Source organism: Gemmobacter aquatilis (assembly GCF_900110025.1).
GTDB lineage: Bacteria > Pseudomonadota > Alphaproteobacteria > Rhodobacterales > Rhodobacteraceae > Gemmobacter > Gemmobacter aquatilis.
Genome location: NZ_FOCE01000014.1, coordinates 41,794 through 54,801 on the forward strand (window position 1 = coordinate 41,794; position 13,008 = coordinate 54,801).

Genomic DNA, 13,008 nt, shown 5'->3' on the forward strand with positions numbered 1-13,008 from the left:
GGGCCAGGTCGCAGTGGCATAAGATTTGACATAGAGCACGGCGCCGACACGAGGCGCGTCGGTTCCCTCCTCGACTGTGAACTGGCCTTTGCCAAACTGGATGCTGGCACCTGCAGCATCCTCGGCGATGAGACCAAATTGGCTGCGAGGTGCGGTACGAAGTTCGCCGGTCAGCAGCGAGGCATAAAAGCCGATCAGACTGCCGTTGCTGATCTGGAGGCGGTGGGATTTGACGCCAAGGCCGGTCTCGAGGATCGAAACCACTTCGCGCAGCTCTTCAAGCCGCCGTGCGGTGTCCTCGCCCCAGACCCGGGCCGCCGTTTTGGCAAGGAACGGCACGGCCAGTGGCGCAGTCAGGCGGCGGACCACCGTCAGGATCAGCACGGAATCCTGCAGGTTGCGGCGGGCAAGCTCGCAAGCCCAGGCCCGGTCGATGTCAGCGGCAAAGCTTTGGCCGTGAAGGGGTTTAAGCCCCGCGTCTGCAGGCCGCATCATCCGGTGCAGATAGAAGGTGAAGCGCTCATCGAGCGTATCGAGAAGATGCGCCAGACCGGCGCGAAGGGCTGTGATCGAAGCCTGTCCCGATGTCACGCCGTCAATGCCGGTGATCTCGAGCGAGAGCATCAGCCCATTGTCGCGCGTCCGCACCACCTCGTCATCCAGCGCGAAGACGTAAGGGAGATGGGCATAGATTTTCGGATCCGCCGGGACCAGCGCCCGCGCCCTTCCCCGCCCGCCTTCTCGCTCAAGAAACATGGCGCCGCCCTTTGCGAAGAATGGCGCGCGGCGTCATCTTCATCATGACGGCGAAGACATGATGGCCATTGGGATTGGCTTTTGTGGTGATGCGCGCGAGCCCGTACCAGATCGGCGCGGTCAAAAACCACCAGACCGGCTTGAAGAGGATGAAGGGCAGCACGGTCATCGCCCCCACTGCCATGGCATAGGGCATCGGCAGGCCGAGGAACTTGGCTTGCCGGGAAAGCCCGAAGATGACCGCGCTTTTCTCCATCGCCTCTGCTCCCGTCAGCTGAAGGACGAGCGCAGATTTGCAACGATGGCGGGGCCCGCGAAAACGAGGAAGGCCCCGACCACGACCAGCGCCACCCAGGCCCAGCTGATCCGGTTGAAGGCTGCGAGGAATCCGGTCACCACAAAGGCAATTCCGAAGAACGCCGTCGCCAGCACGCCGCGGAACGAAGCCAGCACCCCGGTAGCCACCCGCTCGGCCTTGGTGAAGACCACCTGAGCCAGCGCAGGCTCGGACTGCACCAGAAAAAGGGTGCAAAGGGTCAGGCCCAGAAGAGCCAGATGGGTCGGTTTCATGCTTGTGGGATCCTTTTTGTGTTCAGAGCTCGGTGAGGATGCGGTCATAGACCGCCATCACGCGTGTGATGTGAGTTTGGGTCTCGGCATAGGGTGGCACGCCGTCATATTTGCGCACCGCTTCCGGCCCGGCGTTATAAGCGGCAAGCGCAAGCTCGAGGCTGCCGAAGGTGGCCATCTGTTCCAGAAGATAGCGCGCGCCGCCATCGAGGTTTTCGATGGGATCAGCGGGATCGACGCCAAGATAAGTGGCCGTTCCGGGCATCAACTGCGCAAGACCCAAAGCGCCGACACGGCTGACAGCGCCTTGGGCGTAATTGCTCTCGACCTTGATCATCGCCTGAAAGAAGGCCGCCCATTCGGCGGGCGAAAGCTCCAACCGTGCTAAGGCTGGGTGGTCCTGATATCGCGCGGCAATCAGTCGGATCGAAGGCAGGACATCCTTTGGGGGTGCAAAGCCCTTGGTGCTGTAAGACGCATCGGCGGCGGCCTCAGCCCCCTCCCCTTCCCGGATCTCTTCTTCAACCTGTTGAGAGCGAAGTGCGACAATCAGCTGCCCCTGGCCATCATAGCGCAGGACGGATGTAGCAAGCGACGCAAGCTGAACGTCACCCCCCTGCCCTTCAGGCTCATTCCAGCGGATCACTTCCGCCCGGGAGGCTCCGCATGCCAGTGCAGACAGCGCCAGCGACCGAAGGCACATCGAGATGGTCGAGGTTGAGCTTGCCGAAGGCCAGCCCGAACATCCCGATCGGCGAATTGACGATGCGTTCCCGCGCCAGAGCCGTGACCAGCAGAAAGCGCTCGCCCGACGGGCTGACGACATAGAACAGCCACTCCCCTGTGAAGCGGCTTTCCGGGTTAGGCGCACTGACACACTCGATCTCAACAGTCGCTCCTTGGGTTGCGGCCAGCTTGCGGAAATCGCGCTCCAGCAAGACAGGCAATGCGCGCCGTTTGGTATTCATGGGGTCCCCTCGGATCATCTGTTGGGAACGGTGTATCGCAGATTTTCTGGTGAAGCGATGCCTAACAGAAACTATGGTGTATTCAATGCAAAAATGACAAACACGTCGAACGGAGAGTTGGGCCGTCGCATCAAGCCAGATGCCGCAATGAATGTCGTTTGGGATGATGGAGCCACAATGTGAGAGCGCAAAGTTGAGAAAAACCCAGGAAACCTTGAGCACCTTGCCGCTGTCCGGGGTGGTCCTGCGGCCCCGCGATGGGCGTCCGATGCAGAGGCGGGCGCAACTGCTGGCCGCGATTTTCGCGGCGATTTCTGCGAACTCGGCAGTCATCGCACAACCTGGAGCGATTCTCTGTGTCCCACCGGAAGTGCCAGCTATTGACCTGCCTCGGACCGTTCTCGTCGAATATCGCACGGAAATCACCGTCGAGTTCGAAACCTATTTCACCAATTTTTCTGACTACATCCTGTGCCTCGATGACGAGCGCACGCGCGCCCTGGTCGAAGCTCGGGTCGCAACTGACGCCTATTCCACCTTCCTCAACACTCTTCCAGCCAGCAAGGACCTCCCGTGAAATCTCTTCTCCCTGCGTTCCTTCTTGGCCTCGGTCTTACGCCAGCGACTGCCGTGCCAGTGGCAGCCTACCCGGTCGATTGCGCGATCCTGCTTTGCCTCGCGGGCGGCTGGCCTGGCTCTGCTGTCTGTGCCCATGCGCAGGCCGTGTTCATCCGTCGTATCACGCCCTGGCCGATCGAGCCGCCGCTCCAGATCTGGAACTGCCCGATGAGGGCGAGTTTCCGCGCGCCCACTGCAATGGAACGGCTGTTCGACATCAACGTCCGCCACGGCGCAGCGCAAGGTCAGGCGGGTTCGCCGGTGGGCAACACTGTGCTGCAGCGTGTAGCAGGCCAAGCCGACATCGATATTTCTGATCCGGCCTTCGACTTTGTGCGCTCGATCAGAGTCTTCGAGATCCGCTACACACAACATTCCGATGATGATGGAGGGGCCTGCAATCGCTGGTGGACCATCCATGAAGGCAGTTACGACGAACAAGGTGGATACAGGCGTCGCCGCAGCACGCCTTCAGCTGTCCCTGAAGCCTCTGACCTCGACCTCACGACGGATTGCCGCACTATCCAGCACCGTTCGGTCTTCGTGGAGTGGCGCGATGCCGAGGGCACGTACAGCCATGAGGAGGTGCATTACTAACCCGCTCAATCTCGGCCCTTAACCAGACCGGAAACCAACCCCCAAAACAGAAACGACGCCAGACCATAGGTCCAACGCCGCGCTGATTTCCTCGTGGTAGTGACAATCAAGCGCGAGCTTTGGGTTCGATCAACCGGCAGACACATTTGCCGGAGCGAAATCTTGTACCCTGCGGTCTGATGTCGTCCCCCTAAGGAACGACACGACATGGAACTGACGACCGGTGCCATTCTGCGCCGCATCATCGAAACGCCGCTCTCCACAGGAGCCCACAGGCTCGCGACAATCATACTCGACGGGATCGCCTGGAAGGACGGCTTTAACGGGCTTGAGCGTGGGACAGCCGCGTTCACACTGGCGCATCTCGCTGCGAGGACGGGGGTTTCGCGTCAGCATCTAACAGCACTCCTGGTCGAACTTGCATCGTCAAGGCTTGCACTGGTCCGGTGGAAGCCGAATGGCAAGTTCGCGCCCTGGCTCTTCCGGTTTTCAGCCTTCGACGAGGAGAGCGAAACCCATGATGTCGTGTCAGCCGAAGACAACACATCACTATCTAGAGTGTCTAAGAACAAAACTATCTTCTCAGGGAAGATTGAGATCGGCACAGGATCCAGCGTCTACCAAACGCCTTGGGCAGACATGATCAAGGCAGCGAAAGCATCCCTCGCATGTTGGAATGTCGACACGCAGGTCATCTGGGAACGTTTCCTAGCCTTCAACCGGTCGCGCGGGAATGCGGCAGTTCCAGCGGGGTTTCTCTTGGGGTTCATGCGGCGGTGGCGGAGTTCGCCGGATGCCGCAGTACAACCAGTTGCGGACTCAGCTCCGGAGCGCTCATCGACGCCGGAAAACTCTGAACTGCATAGGCTTATTGCCGCTGCACCTAGCAAGAACTGGCAGTTTCACGCGTCAGACCTAACCCGCGCCGTTGGGCAGGCTGGTTACGACAAGCGTATCATCGACCTCATGCAAAAGTTTGGTTGTCCGAGGTTTGCCGCCATTCTTGCGGCCCATGGCCAGGCCGTGCTCACTGGCGAGATTGCACGATGATAGGGGCAAACTTTGTTAGAGCTTGCTTTTCCGAAAGAACGTTCGATAGCGAAGAAGCAGCCCCACCCTCTCCTCAACACAAAGCTTGCCGGCCTTCAGGAGGCTGCGCCCAGTTAAGCCCTATCGTCTGAGTGTTGAACTAGCGTGTCATCCCGCCCCGCAGGAACGCGAAGCCGTGGAAAACCGTCACCGACGGAGCCATCGCCCGAAACGAGATCCTGCGGGCATCGAAATACCTTGGCCGGGCCCTCTGGCGGCGATGGAGCGGATACCATCGCCGAAGCCGCGTGAGACGAAGATGCACTGTGTGAAGCTGCTGGGCCAGCGGCTCATGGCACGGAACTTCTACCGCCAGGTTGCAGAGATCCAAGTGTTGATTTCCACCCAGAAGTGACCCGGGGTTGGAGTGAACCCCATGGGCTGGACCACGGGGGGTTGAAGATCTGATACGCTGGACGGGCCTTGCATGGAGAAAGCGCCATGACGTCCCGAGGTCCCTACCGTCGGCATTCGACGCCGTTCAAATTGCAGCTCTGTCAGGACATCCGGGCAGGGATTATCGGGCGGCGTGATGCGCAGCGCAGCCATAACATCTCGGCCAACCTCATCCAGCTTTGGCTGACCCAGTTCGACCGTGGCGAACTGACGGGAGAAGAGGCCGAGGCCAGTGTCATCGCCGAATACGAAGCCCGCATCGCCGCGCTGGAACGCAAGGTGGGTCAGCTGACGATGGAACTGGATCTTGCAAAAAAACACCTCGGATGCCGCCCGCCAACGCCAGCGGGACATCCTTCGTGATCAGCGGCCCCGCACCTGCTCCATCCGGCGGGGGTGCAAAGCCATGAACCTGCCGCGCAGCACCTATTACTACCGCACAGCCGACAAGGCCGCAGGGCTCACTGACGCCGAACTCACCGCGATCCTCGAAGACATCCAGGATGAACTGCCCTGCTATGGTTATCGACGCGTGACACACGAACTTCGGCGTCATGGATTTATCATCAATCACAAAAGGGTAGCTCGCGTCATGCGGCTGGCGGGACTTGGCATCAAGCCCCGCAGGCGCTTTGTCCGAACAACCGACAGCAGGCACGATTCCCCGATCTTCCCGAACCTTTACTGCAACATCATCCCGGATCACCCGGACAGGGTCTGGGTCGCGGATTTCACCTACATCCGTGTCGTGTCGGGGTTCTGCTACCTGGCGGTCATCCTGGATGCCTGCAGCCGCAAGGTCGTCGGGTATGCTCTGTCACAGCGCCTCGACACGCCTCTGGCGCTGGCGGCCTTGCGCGCAGCGGTCGCGAACAGGGCTCCTCCGATGGGTTGCATTCATCATACAGACCGTGGCGCCCAATACGCATCCCAGACCTACCGCGATGCCCTCGTGGCTGCGGGGTTACAAGGGTCCATGAGCAGCGTTGGAAATCCCTATCACAACGCGCAAGCAGAGAGCTTCATGAAGACGCTCAAGGTCGAAGAGGTCTATCGGGCCGGATACGAGACCTTTGCGGATGTGGCCACCCGCTTGCCCCGATACATCGAGCAGGTCTACAACGCCAAAAGACTACACTCCGCCCTCGGATACCGATCCCCCGAGGAATTCGAAACCCAATTCGCCCGCGAGGCGGCTTAGGTCGGATGTCCCCCGTGGTCCAGCCCATGGGGTTCACTCCATGTGAGGGTCACTTCTGGGTGGAAATCAACAGGTTAGCCGTCTTGGAGATAGGCCATCAGATTCTGATGGGAATGCAAGATGCGGACAATCTCGATCCCCTGCCCTTCCAGCCGATAGAGCACCAGATGTGACCCACTGGGATGAATTCGGACTGGCGGCGTGACCTCCCTACGTTCCCGGGCCAATTCGGGGAAGTCTGCGAGCAGATCGAAGACTGCGAACAGGCTGTCGGCATAGCGCTCGGCTTGCTCGACGCCCCACCTGTCAGCACCGTGAAGCCAGATTTCCGAAAGATCGGCCTCCGCTGCGGGGCGAAGCGTCCAACCACTACTTTCCGGCATGCTGCGCGCGCATCCGGCTTTTGAATACTTCCCGGTCGAGCGGGGTAGCCGGGCCGCTCGCAAGGCCCGCGTCGACAGCGGCCTGGATTTCCACCATTGCCTCGTGCCGCAGACGGTCGCGACGGATGAGGTCGCGCACATAGTCGCTGGAGTTCGCATAGCGGCCGGACTTGGCCTGGTCCTCGACCCAGGACTTCATCGGGTCTGGCAGTGAGATATTCATGGTGCTCATGGCGGTCTCCTTCACCGCAAGGATATGGCAAAGATTGCCATGCCGCAACCCCTACCCCCCCGCCCTTCTCCCTCAAACCGCCGCTTATTGGCGCTAAATGAAACGGCAGGGGCTGAAGGCGAGGTGCGAAAGCACGCCGCGCTGCTCGACTGAGGGCCGGGGAACCATCCGTTCACGCGAAGGAGTTCTTTATCCGGAGTTGGCCTTCCACGAGCAGGCCATCCTGCATCTCCTCGCACCACAATGTCGTGCAGCCGGCGATCAGAGCGCTGGCGACGATCATCGCATCAACCTGACCAAGGCTGCGTGGCTGTGGCAAATGCACACTTTCCTTTTCCGGGAAAATCCGTACAATCCGGAAAATGATCTAGGGATTGTGCCATGAAAACGATGTCCGCCACTGTTGCCAGCAAGGAATTCGGCCGGTTCATCGACGCCGTGCAACGCGAGCCGGTCCTGATCACCAAGAAGGACCGCCCCGTCGCTGTCACGGTTTCGGTAGCCGACTGGGAGGAACTGGTTGCCCTGCGGATCGAACGCGGTATCGCGGTCGGCTTGGCCGATGTTGATGTCGGACGGGTGACGGAACTGACCGATGCTTCGATCGAAGAGCGCCTTGCGCGGTTCCGGGCGCTTAATTCCGGCGCATGAAAGTCTTCCTGACGCAAACCGCCGAGGCCTGCCTCTGGCCAACCCGGGACCATGACAAGCACTATTCCGAGAGCCTCGCAGAGGCTTTCCAGCGCGACATTGACCGCTCATGCAGGATGTCTTCGGTCCCAAACCCGAGATTGGCCATGTCTGGCACGCTCCTCGCGGCTTTCGGCGACTGATTTTCTGTCGGCGACACAACATTTTCTACACTTTGCGGGACGAAACGGCTTGGGTCCTGTTCATCTTCGACGGTCGCATGGACATCACCCAGCAAATTTCCCAAGCGTGTCTGGATGTAGAGTCGCTGATTGAGCGTCGAGAGCCGGACCAATGGGTCGTTTATTTACGGTATGTGAAACTGCAAACGGCCTGTTTTGATGCCCTTGATCGGCTATGCCCGCGTCTCAACCGAGGATTAGCCCCCCTGCCCCAGTCGCAGGCCTTGAAATCCGCGGGCTGCGCCGAGATCCATGAAGAGCAGGCCTCAGGCGGGAACCGCGCGCGACCCGTGCTGGCCCGCGTGCTGGAGCGGATCGGTAAGGGCGATACGCTGGTTGTGGTGCGCATCGACCGCCTCGCGCGGTCGCTCTCGCATCTCCTCGAGGTGATCGAGCGACTGGAGGCCAAGGGGGCCTACTTCCGGTCTCCGACCGATCCGATCGACACGTCCTCGCCTCAGGGCAAGTTCACCCTGCAGGTGCTGGGGGCCGCGGCGGAGTTCGAGCGTGCCCTGATCCGGGAACGCACCAAGGCGGGGCTGGCCTCGGCGCGCAGCAAGGGGCGGATTGGGGGAAACCCGGGCTTGCGCGCCCTTGATCCGGCCGCGCTGCACAAGGTGAGGCTGGCCCGGGAGGACGGCTACATGGAACGGCTGAACGAGACGGAGCAGGACTGGGTCCCCCATGTCCGCCGCCTGCGGCCCGACATGGCCTGGGAAGACGTGCTGCGCAATCAACGGCCCCCTGCCCCACGAGCGTCAATGGACGCAAAGTCGGCTCCTGCGGGCCGTGAACGCCTATGTCCGCGACGGCTTCCTGCCCGAAACCGTGCTGGGCCGTGCCGGTCGCCGCGAGACGGACGACCGCTTGCCCGCTATTGTCGCCGCCATCAAGGGTGCCGACCCCGAGATCACGCTTCAGGCGATCTGCAGTCGGCTGGAAGCGATGCGCGAGCGCACGCCCCGCGGGCGGACCAGCTGGCAGCCGTCGACGGTGAAGATGCTGCTGGAGCGGGCCGAGAGGCTGGGGCTGCTTGAGTGAAGTCGCGGGAATCGGCCGCGCGATTCTGACGATCTGCGTTCCGTAGGCGTCCACAATACATGTTGTGGCAAAGACATCACGGCCCACGAACTGTTGAAGTGCGCTGCGAACAAGGTTACCGAAGGCGCTGATACTTAAAGGTTTTTTCTCGTCAGAAATTGGCCGCTTCAACGCCGCCAGGCCGCTCAACGGTTTGGTCTGGATTTACTCACCAAAACTGTTAAGGTCTCCAAAATAATAAAGACTTGAGGGCAGTGATGAGCGTGATACGGGCATCTCAAAGATTCGATGTCATGTCCAAGCGGCTCGGTAGCCGGTTGCGTGAACATGCGCAGGAGACGTTCCCACCGGATGCCCAGAAGGGTCTCCGTCGCTTTGCGATGCGAGAAGCGGCCGATCTCCTTCGGATCAACCAGAACACCTTCCGCCATCATGTGTCAAATCTCGAAGGCTTTCCGGAAGGCATCCTCGAGGGTGGCAACCGCCGCAGCTTCTCTGCCGAAGAAATGGTCGAGGCCCAACGCGTCCTTCTTGAGACGGGTAGGATCAAGCCCGATGAGCACCCTCACAGAAGAGCCGGCGAACCGTGCCAGGTCGTGACGATCTTCAACCTGAAGGGCGGCAGCGCAAAAACATCAACCGTTGCTCATGTTGGTCAGCTTCTGGGCCTTCGCGGCTATCGGGTCCTGCTTATCGACCTCGACAGCCAGGCAAGTCTGACAAACCTGTTCGGGGTTACCCCTGAGCTCGATCCGGACATGCCGACCTCCTACGATCTTATCCGATCAGAGGGGCCCCTGCCCGCCTCAGATATCATTCGCAAGACAAACTTTCCGACAGTGGATCTGATCCCGGCGTCTATGGACATCATGGAGTACGAGTTTGAGGTCGCTTTGAGCTTCAGGCACGGCGCCACCACGTTCCACAGTCGGATCCGTGAAGCGCTTGAGCCTGTCCTGAACCGATATGATGTGGTGATCTTCGACACCCCACCGCAGCTGAACTTCTCGGTGATCTCTGCCCTCTTTGCTTCCACTGGGGTTCTGATCCCGCTCAACGCGTCCATGCTGGATGTTATGTCTCTGGCGAGCTTCCTCGGCATGGCGAGCAACCTGATGGGCGTCGTCGAGGCGCATGCTCCCGAACACGGCCTGAACTTCGTGCGAGTGCTGATCACCCGCTACGAGAACACCGACGGTCCGCAGGTCCAGATCTCGTCTCTGCTTCGGACGGTCCTTGGCGATGCGGTCCTCCCGGCTGAGTTCCTGAAGTCGACAGCGGTAGGAGATGCCGCAAACACCCAGCAGAGCATCTTTGAGGTCGAACCTCGCGACGTGAACCGCAAGACCTACGAGCGTGCGATCGAGTCCGTTTCGCGCGTGACCGACGAAGTCGAACGCGAAATCCTCAAGGCATGGGGGCGTAACCATGGCGCGTAAGGTCTTCGGGGACTCTCTTAAGAACGCGATGGGCAATGCGGCGACGCCGGACGAGGGTGCGGATCTCGATCTGAAGCGCACGAGCCCGACAGTCGCTCGTGCGCAAGCATCAGTGCTGGAAGAAGACAAACACGCCACGCGCCTGATCGACCCGAGCACTGTGCGAATGTCTGCGGTCATGGATCGTATCGATCCGAGCGATGGCCTCGCGGACCTTGTCTCGTCGATCCGTGAGCATGGGCAAAAGGTTCCCGTTCTTGTCCGCCGAACGCAGGACGGCGCATTTGAGATCGTCTACGGGCGCCGACGTCTTCTCGCCTGTCGTGAACTTGGTCAGAAGGTGCGTGCGACGGTCATGGAGATGACCGAAGAGGAAGCACTGATCGCACAGGGCGTGGAGAACAATGCCCGCCAAGACCCATCGTTTATCGAGAGGGCTCTGTTCGTCGCAGGGATCATTCGGGAACTTGGGAAAACAGACGAGACGCGCAAGAACGCCCAGACCATCGCCTATCGGGCACTTCAGATCGATGAGTCGCTCGTCTCTCGAATGAACCGTATCGCGACCGGCATTCCGATGGAGCTGATCCAGGCCATAGGACCAGCACACGGCGTTGGTCGGCGGGTCTGGGAGAAGCTTTTCAGGCTATGCGAGAAGGACGTCTCGAGAGCTACACACGTGGCCCGTGAAATCCCCCGTAACTTGCCTGGCCCAGACCGGCTTGAGGCAGCGATTACGCTCCTTACAGCCACGAAACCAACTACACCCAAGGCTGAGCAGGGCGAGCGCGTGAAGATCGGCCGCAAGGGCAACCGCATCACCATTGATGTGGCCGCTGATCTTGTACCGCGTGTTGAAGACGCCATCCGGAAGCTGATCGGCGAGCTTCTTGACCGTAGTCAAGACAGCCCAGAGTAACAACCCCGTGCCTTGACCGCGGTCAAGGCATCAAGAGCAACGAGCAGAACAAGAAAGGAGGACCGGCTAGAAAAGGAAAGACCCCCCGAAAGCGGTGCTTCCGAAGGGCCTCAATCAGTCTCGACACCTGATTGATACCCCTAAAACGAATCGAGTTCAACACCGCTCGCGGTGACTGGGGAAGCTTTTTCTTCCGAAACACCATGAAACATGTAACTCAAGCACGAACCGCCTTGGCGGAAAAGGCAGCTATTGCCTGCCCTAACCCCTACGAAATTCTGGGACCGGTACGCGTTCTTCGGAAAGAACTCGGCCTGACGAGCAACGACGTCACCGTGCTAACCGCGCTCATCAGCTTTCTCCCGCGCGATCAGGACGCCACCGGTGGTGAAACACCGCACAAACTGACCGTTGTGTTCCCCTCAAACGCGTCCTTGTCTGAGCGCGCAAACGGCATCGATGAGAGGACCCTTCGCCGCTGCCTGGGGCGCCTTGACGCTGCAGGCCTCATCCACCGGAAGTGTTCTGCGAACGGCAAACGCTTTCCACTCCGCTATGGGGGCATCATCAGGGATGCGTTTGGGATCGACTTGAGCCCACTGATACAAAGCCACGACGCTCTTGCAGCCGAAGCATTGAAGGTCACGGAAGAGCGTGAACGCCTTCGCTCCCTCAAGGCAGAAGCGCTAGCCCTGCGCGCGTCCCTCCTTCACGACGAGCACCTCGATGAAGCAGGGATGTCCTCACTCGGAACGTTCAGGAACATCCTTCGACGAGCAACCCTCACAGCCGACACAGTCTTGCAGATCATCGCTGGCCTCCGGGAACTCGGAGCCAACGCAACGCAGAGCTACGGGGAGTGCCAGAACTCCAGAACGCGCGTAGATGAAATCCAAGCACGCGACGAAGCCGCCAGCGATGATTGCACGCGCAAGATGTCCGGCAGAAACGGACAAAATGTCCGGCAGATAGAGTCCATAAAAAAAGAACTTAAGAAGAAAAACGCGTGCGCAAGGCGCACTAACACCGACCAAAATATTGCGGGACCAGCCATGAACCGCGACCCAGCAAGAATGGCATGGACAGACTTCTCACATATCGCCGACTTCTTTCCAGACGCGCCTAGAACAGGCGAAGCCCTCAACCGCGTTCTCTTCGACATCGGTCGATTGCTTAGAATACGCCAAGAAAAGCTGATGCTTGGTCTCCAGAAAGCAGGCGTTGGACGGCTTCTACTGAGCTTGGACTACCTGTTGGGCAAAGGCGAAGCGATCAGGCAGCCCGAGGCATACTTCGAAACGATTCTGCGCACATAGGGCATGCAAGTTGCACTTCTTGACCGCGGTCAAGACCGACGATGAGAGGGGAAGGGCTGTGGGTTTGAGGGGTGACGGGAAGTGAGATCGGGAGAGTGGCTTCCGACGCCCGCCGTGGAGAAGACCTGATGGCCAAAGCTGTCCAAAAAGTTACCCTGTCCCCCTCGCGGGACATCCCCTTCGACAAGCTCGTACTGAGCCAGTCCAACGTGCGGCGCATCAAGGCGGGCGTCTCGGTAGAGGAACTGGCGGAGGACATCGCACGGCGCGGACTCCTCCAGAGCCTCAACGTCCGGCCCGTACTTGATGCCGAGGGTGTTGAGACCGGCATGTTCGAAATCCCGGCCGGTGGCCGTCGCTTCCAGGCGCTGTCGCTGCTGGTGAAGCAGAAGCGGCTAGCGAAAACCGCACCGGTTCCCTGCATCGTGCGGGATGCTGCGTCGGAGATCCTGGCTGAAGACGGCTCCCTGGCGGAGAACATGCAGCGCATCGCCCTGCACCCGCTCGACCAGTTTCGCGCCTTCGTAGCCCTGCGCGAGAAAGGTCAGGGCGAGGAAGCGATCTGCGGCTGCCTTCTTCGTGACGCCGCAGATCGTCAAGCAGCGACTGAA

16 protein-coding genes and 4 pseudogenes are annotated in these 13,008 nt (G+C 60.2%); 12 read left to right on the forward strand and 8 right to left on the reverse strand.

Annotated elements, in window-relative coordinates; genetic code table 11:
- The 5 genes from BMX43_RS19915 to BMX43_RS17680 form a co-directional block, all read right to left on the reverse strand.
- Positions 1 to 756 (reverse strand): hypothetical protein (locus BMX43_RS19915; protein ID WP_483863937.1); only part of this gene is annotated, 756 nt, incomplete at its 3' end.
- Complete coding sequence (locus BMX43_RS17665; RefSeq protein WP_091303478.1) at positions 746 to 1,012, reverse strand: VirB3 family type IV secretion system protein; 267 nt, start codon at positions 1,010 to 1,012, stop codon at positions 746 to 748. The genes BMX43_RS17665 and BMX43_RS19915, both read right to left, overlap by 11 nt.
- A 14-nt stretch (positions 1,013 to 1,026) precedes the next feature.
- Positions 1,027 to 1,326 (reverse strand): TrbC/VirB2 family protein, encoded by a 300-nt coding sequence (locus tag BMX43_RS17670; protein ID WP_175482171.1) that lies wholly within the window; start codon positions 1,324 to 1,326, stop codon positions 1,027 to 1,029.
- Between the two features lie 22 nt (positions 1,327 to 1,348).
- A complete protein-coding gene (locus tag BMX43_RS17675; RefSeq protein WP_245749529.1) occupies positions 1,349 to 1,972 on the reverse strand; it encodes a lytic transglycosylase domain-containing protein in 624 nt (207 codons plus the stop codon).
- On the reverse strand, positions 1,956 to 2,294 hold the full coding sequence (locus BMX43_RS17680; protein ID WP_139201615.1) for a hypothetical protein: 339 nt from the start codon (positions 2,292 to 2,294) through the stop codon (positions 1,956 to 1,958). Before BMX43_RS17680 ends, BMX43_RS17675 begins: the two co-directional genes overlap by 17 nt.
- 193 nt (positions 2,295 to 2,487) lie before the next feature.
- Here BMX43_RS17680 and BMX43_RS17685 point away from each other — a divergent pair, with 193 nt between their 5' ends.
- The 6 genes and pseudogenes from BMX43_RS17685 to BMX43_RS17710 all read left to right on the forward strand — a co-directional run bounded on the left by BMX43_RS17685 (position 2,488) and on the right by BMX43_RS17710 (position 6,195).
- Complete coding sequence (locus BMX43_RS17685) at positions 2,488 to 2,871, forward strand: hypothetical protein (RefSeq protein ID WP_139201616.1); 384 nt, start codon at positions 2,488 to 2,490, stop codon at positions 2,869 to 2,871.
- Positions 2,868 to 3,509 (forward strand): hypothetical protein, encoded by a 642-nt coding sequence (locus BMX43_RS17690; protein ID WP_091303483.1) that lies wholly within the window; start codon positions 2,868 to 2,870, stop codon positions 3,507 to 3,509. Before BMX43_RS17685 ends, BMX43_RS17690 begins: the two co-directional genes overlap by 4 nt.
- Positions 3,510 to 3,716: 207 nt before the next feature.
- Positions 3,717 to 4,559: a hypothetical protein gene (locus BMX43_RS17695; RefSeq protein ID WP_091303484.1), complete on the forward strand. Its 843-nt coding sequence runs from the start codon at positions 3,717 to 3,719 to the stop codon at positions 4,557 to 4,559.
- Between the two features lie 146 nt (positions 4,560 to 4,705).
- Positions 4,706 to 4,953 (forward strand): annotated as a pseudogene (locus BMX43_RS17700) (IS5/IS1182 family transposase); the annotation flags it as partial.
- Between the two features lie 86 nt (positions 4,954 to 5,039).
- Positions 5,040 to 5,357: a transposase gene (locus BMX43_RS19920; RefSeq protein WP_175482172.1), complete on the forward strand. Its 318-nt coding sequence runs from the start codon at positions 5,040 to 5,042 to the stop codon at positions 5,355 to 5,357.
- On the forward strand, positions 5,302 to 6,195 hold the full coding sequence (locus BMX43_RS17710; protein ID WP_175482173.1) for an IS3 family transposase: 894 nt from the start codon (positions 5,302 to 5,304) through the stop codon (positions 6,193 to 6,195). Before BMX43_RS19920 ends, BMX43_RS17710 begins: the two co-directional genes overlap by 56 nt.
- A gap of 74 nt (positions 6,196 to 6,269) precedes the next feature.
- Here BMX43_RS17710 and BMX43_RS17715 read toward each other — a convergent pair whose 3' ends face one another.
- From BMX43_RS17715 to BMX43_RS20485, 3 genes and pseudogenes are all read right to left on the reverse strand, one after another.
- A complete protein-coding gene (locus tag BMX43_RS17715; protein ID WP_091303486.1) occupies positions 6,270 to 6,578 on the reverse strand; it encodes a type II toxin-antitoxin system RelE/ParE family toxin in 309 nt (102 codons plus the stop codon).
- Positions 6,565 to 6,810 (reverse strand): type II toxin-antitoxin system ParD family antitoxin, encoded by a 246-nt coding sequence (locus BMX43_RS17720; protein ID WP_091303496.1) that lies wholly within the window; start codon positions 6,808 to 6,810, stop codon positions 6,565 to 6,567. Before BMX43_RS17720 ends, BMX43_RS17715 begins: the two co-directional genes overlap by 14 nt.
- A 172-nt stretch (positions 6,811 to 6,982) precedes the next feature.
- Positions 6,983 to 7,099, reverse strand: a pseudogene (locus tag BMX43_RS20485) (PIN domain-containing protein); the annotation flags it as partial.
- Between the two features lie 92 nt (positions 7,100 to 7,191).
- On the opposite strand from BMX43_RS20485, the gene BMX43_RS17730 reads away from it, so the two are divergent.
- The 6 genes and pseudogenes from BMX43_RS17730 to BMX43_RS17760 form a co-directional block, all read left to right on the forward strand.
- A complete protein-coding gene (locus BMX43_RS17730) occupies positions 7,192 to 7,461 on the forward strand; it encodes a type II toxin-antitoxin system Phd/YefM family antitoxin (protein ID WP_091303487.1) in 270 nt (89 codons plus the stop codon).
- Between the two features lie 380 nt (positions 7,462 to 7,841).
- Positions 7,842 to 8,723 (forward strand): annotated as a pseudogene (locus BMX43_RS17740) (recombinase family protein).
- Positions 8,724 to 9,016: 293 nt separating this feature from the next.
- The gene (repA, locus tag BMX43_RS17745) at positions 9,017 to 10,162 is read left to right on the forward strand and encodes a plasmid partitioning protein RepA (RefSeq protein WP_175482175.1); all 1,146 of its coding nucleotides are present in this window, start codon (positions 9,017 to 9,019) and stop codon (positions 10,160 to 10,162) included.
- Positions 10,152 to 11,081, forward strand: a complete 930-nt coding sequence (locus tag BMX43_RS17750; protein ID WP_091303490.1) for a ParB/RepB/Spo0J family partition protein — start codon at positions 10,152 to 10,154, stop codon at positions 11,079 to 11,081. Before repA ends, BMX43_RS17750 begins: the two co-directional genes overlap by 11 nt.
- 203 nt (positions 11,082 to 11,284) lie before the next feature.
- Positions 11,285 to 12,397, forward strand: coding sequence for a helix-turn-helix domain-containing protein (locus BMX43_RS17755; RefSeq protein ID WP_091303491.1), 1,113 nt, complete (start codon positions 11,285 to 11,287; stop codon positions 12,395 to 12,397).
- Positions 12,398 to 12,525: 128 nt separating this feature from the next.
- Positions 12,526 to 13,008 (forward strand): annotated as a pseudogene (locus tag BMX43_RS17760) (ParB/RepB/Spo0J family partition protein); the annotation flags it as partial.

Bases quoted from the DNA above. Each gene is read 5' to 3' on its own strand.
- BMX43_RS17730 (WP_091303487.1), top strand. From the start codon at position 7,192: ATGAAAACGATGTCCGCCACTGTTGCCAGCAAGGAATTCGGCCGGTTC.
- BMX43_RS17755 (WP_091303491.1), top strand. From the start codon at position 11,285: ATGAAACATGTAACTCAAGCACGAACCGCCTTGGCGGAAAAGGCAGCT.
- BMX43_RS17665 (WP_091303478.1), bottom strand. From the start codon at position 1,012: ATGGAGAAAAGCGCGGTCATCTTCGGGCTTTCCCGGCAAGCCAAGTTC.
- BMX43_RS17720 (WP_091303496.1), bottom strand. From the start codon at position 6,810: ATGAGCACCATGAATATCTCACTGCCAGACCCGATGAAGTCCTGGGTC.
- BMX43_RS17670 (WP_175482171.1), bottom strand. From the start codon at position 1,326: ATGAAACCGACCCATCTGGCTCTTCTGGGCCTGACCCTTTGCACCCTT.
- BMX43_RS17715 (WP_091303486.1), bottom strand. From the start codon at position 6,578: ATGCCGGAAAGTAGTGGTTGGACGCTTCGCCCCGCAGCGGAGGCCGAT.
- BMX43_RS17695 (WP_091303484.1), top strand. From the start codon at position 3,717: ATGGAACTGACGACCGGTGCCATTCTGCGCCGCATCATCGAAACGCCG.
- BMX43_RS17680 (WP_139201615.1), bottom strand. From the start codon at position 2,294: ATGAATACCAAACGGCGCGCATTGCCTGTCTTGCTGGAGCGCGATTTC.
- BMX43_RS19920 (WP_175482172.1), top strand. From the start codon at position 5,040: ATGACGTCCCGAGGTCCCTACCGTCGGCATTCGACGCCGTTCAAATTG.
- BMX43_RS17750 (WP_091303490.1), top strand. From the start codon at position 10,152: ATGGCGCGTAAGGTCTTCGGGGACTCTCTTAAGAACGCGATGGGCAAT.
- repA (WP_175482175.1), top strand. From the start codon at position 9,017: ATGTCCAAGCGGCTCGGTAGCCGGTTGCGTGAACATGCGCAGGAGACG.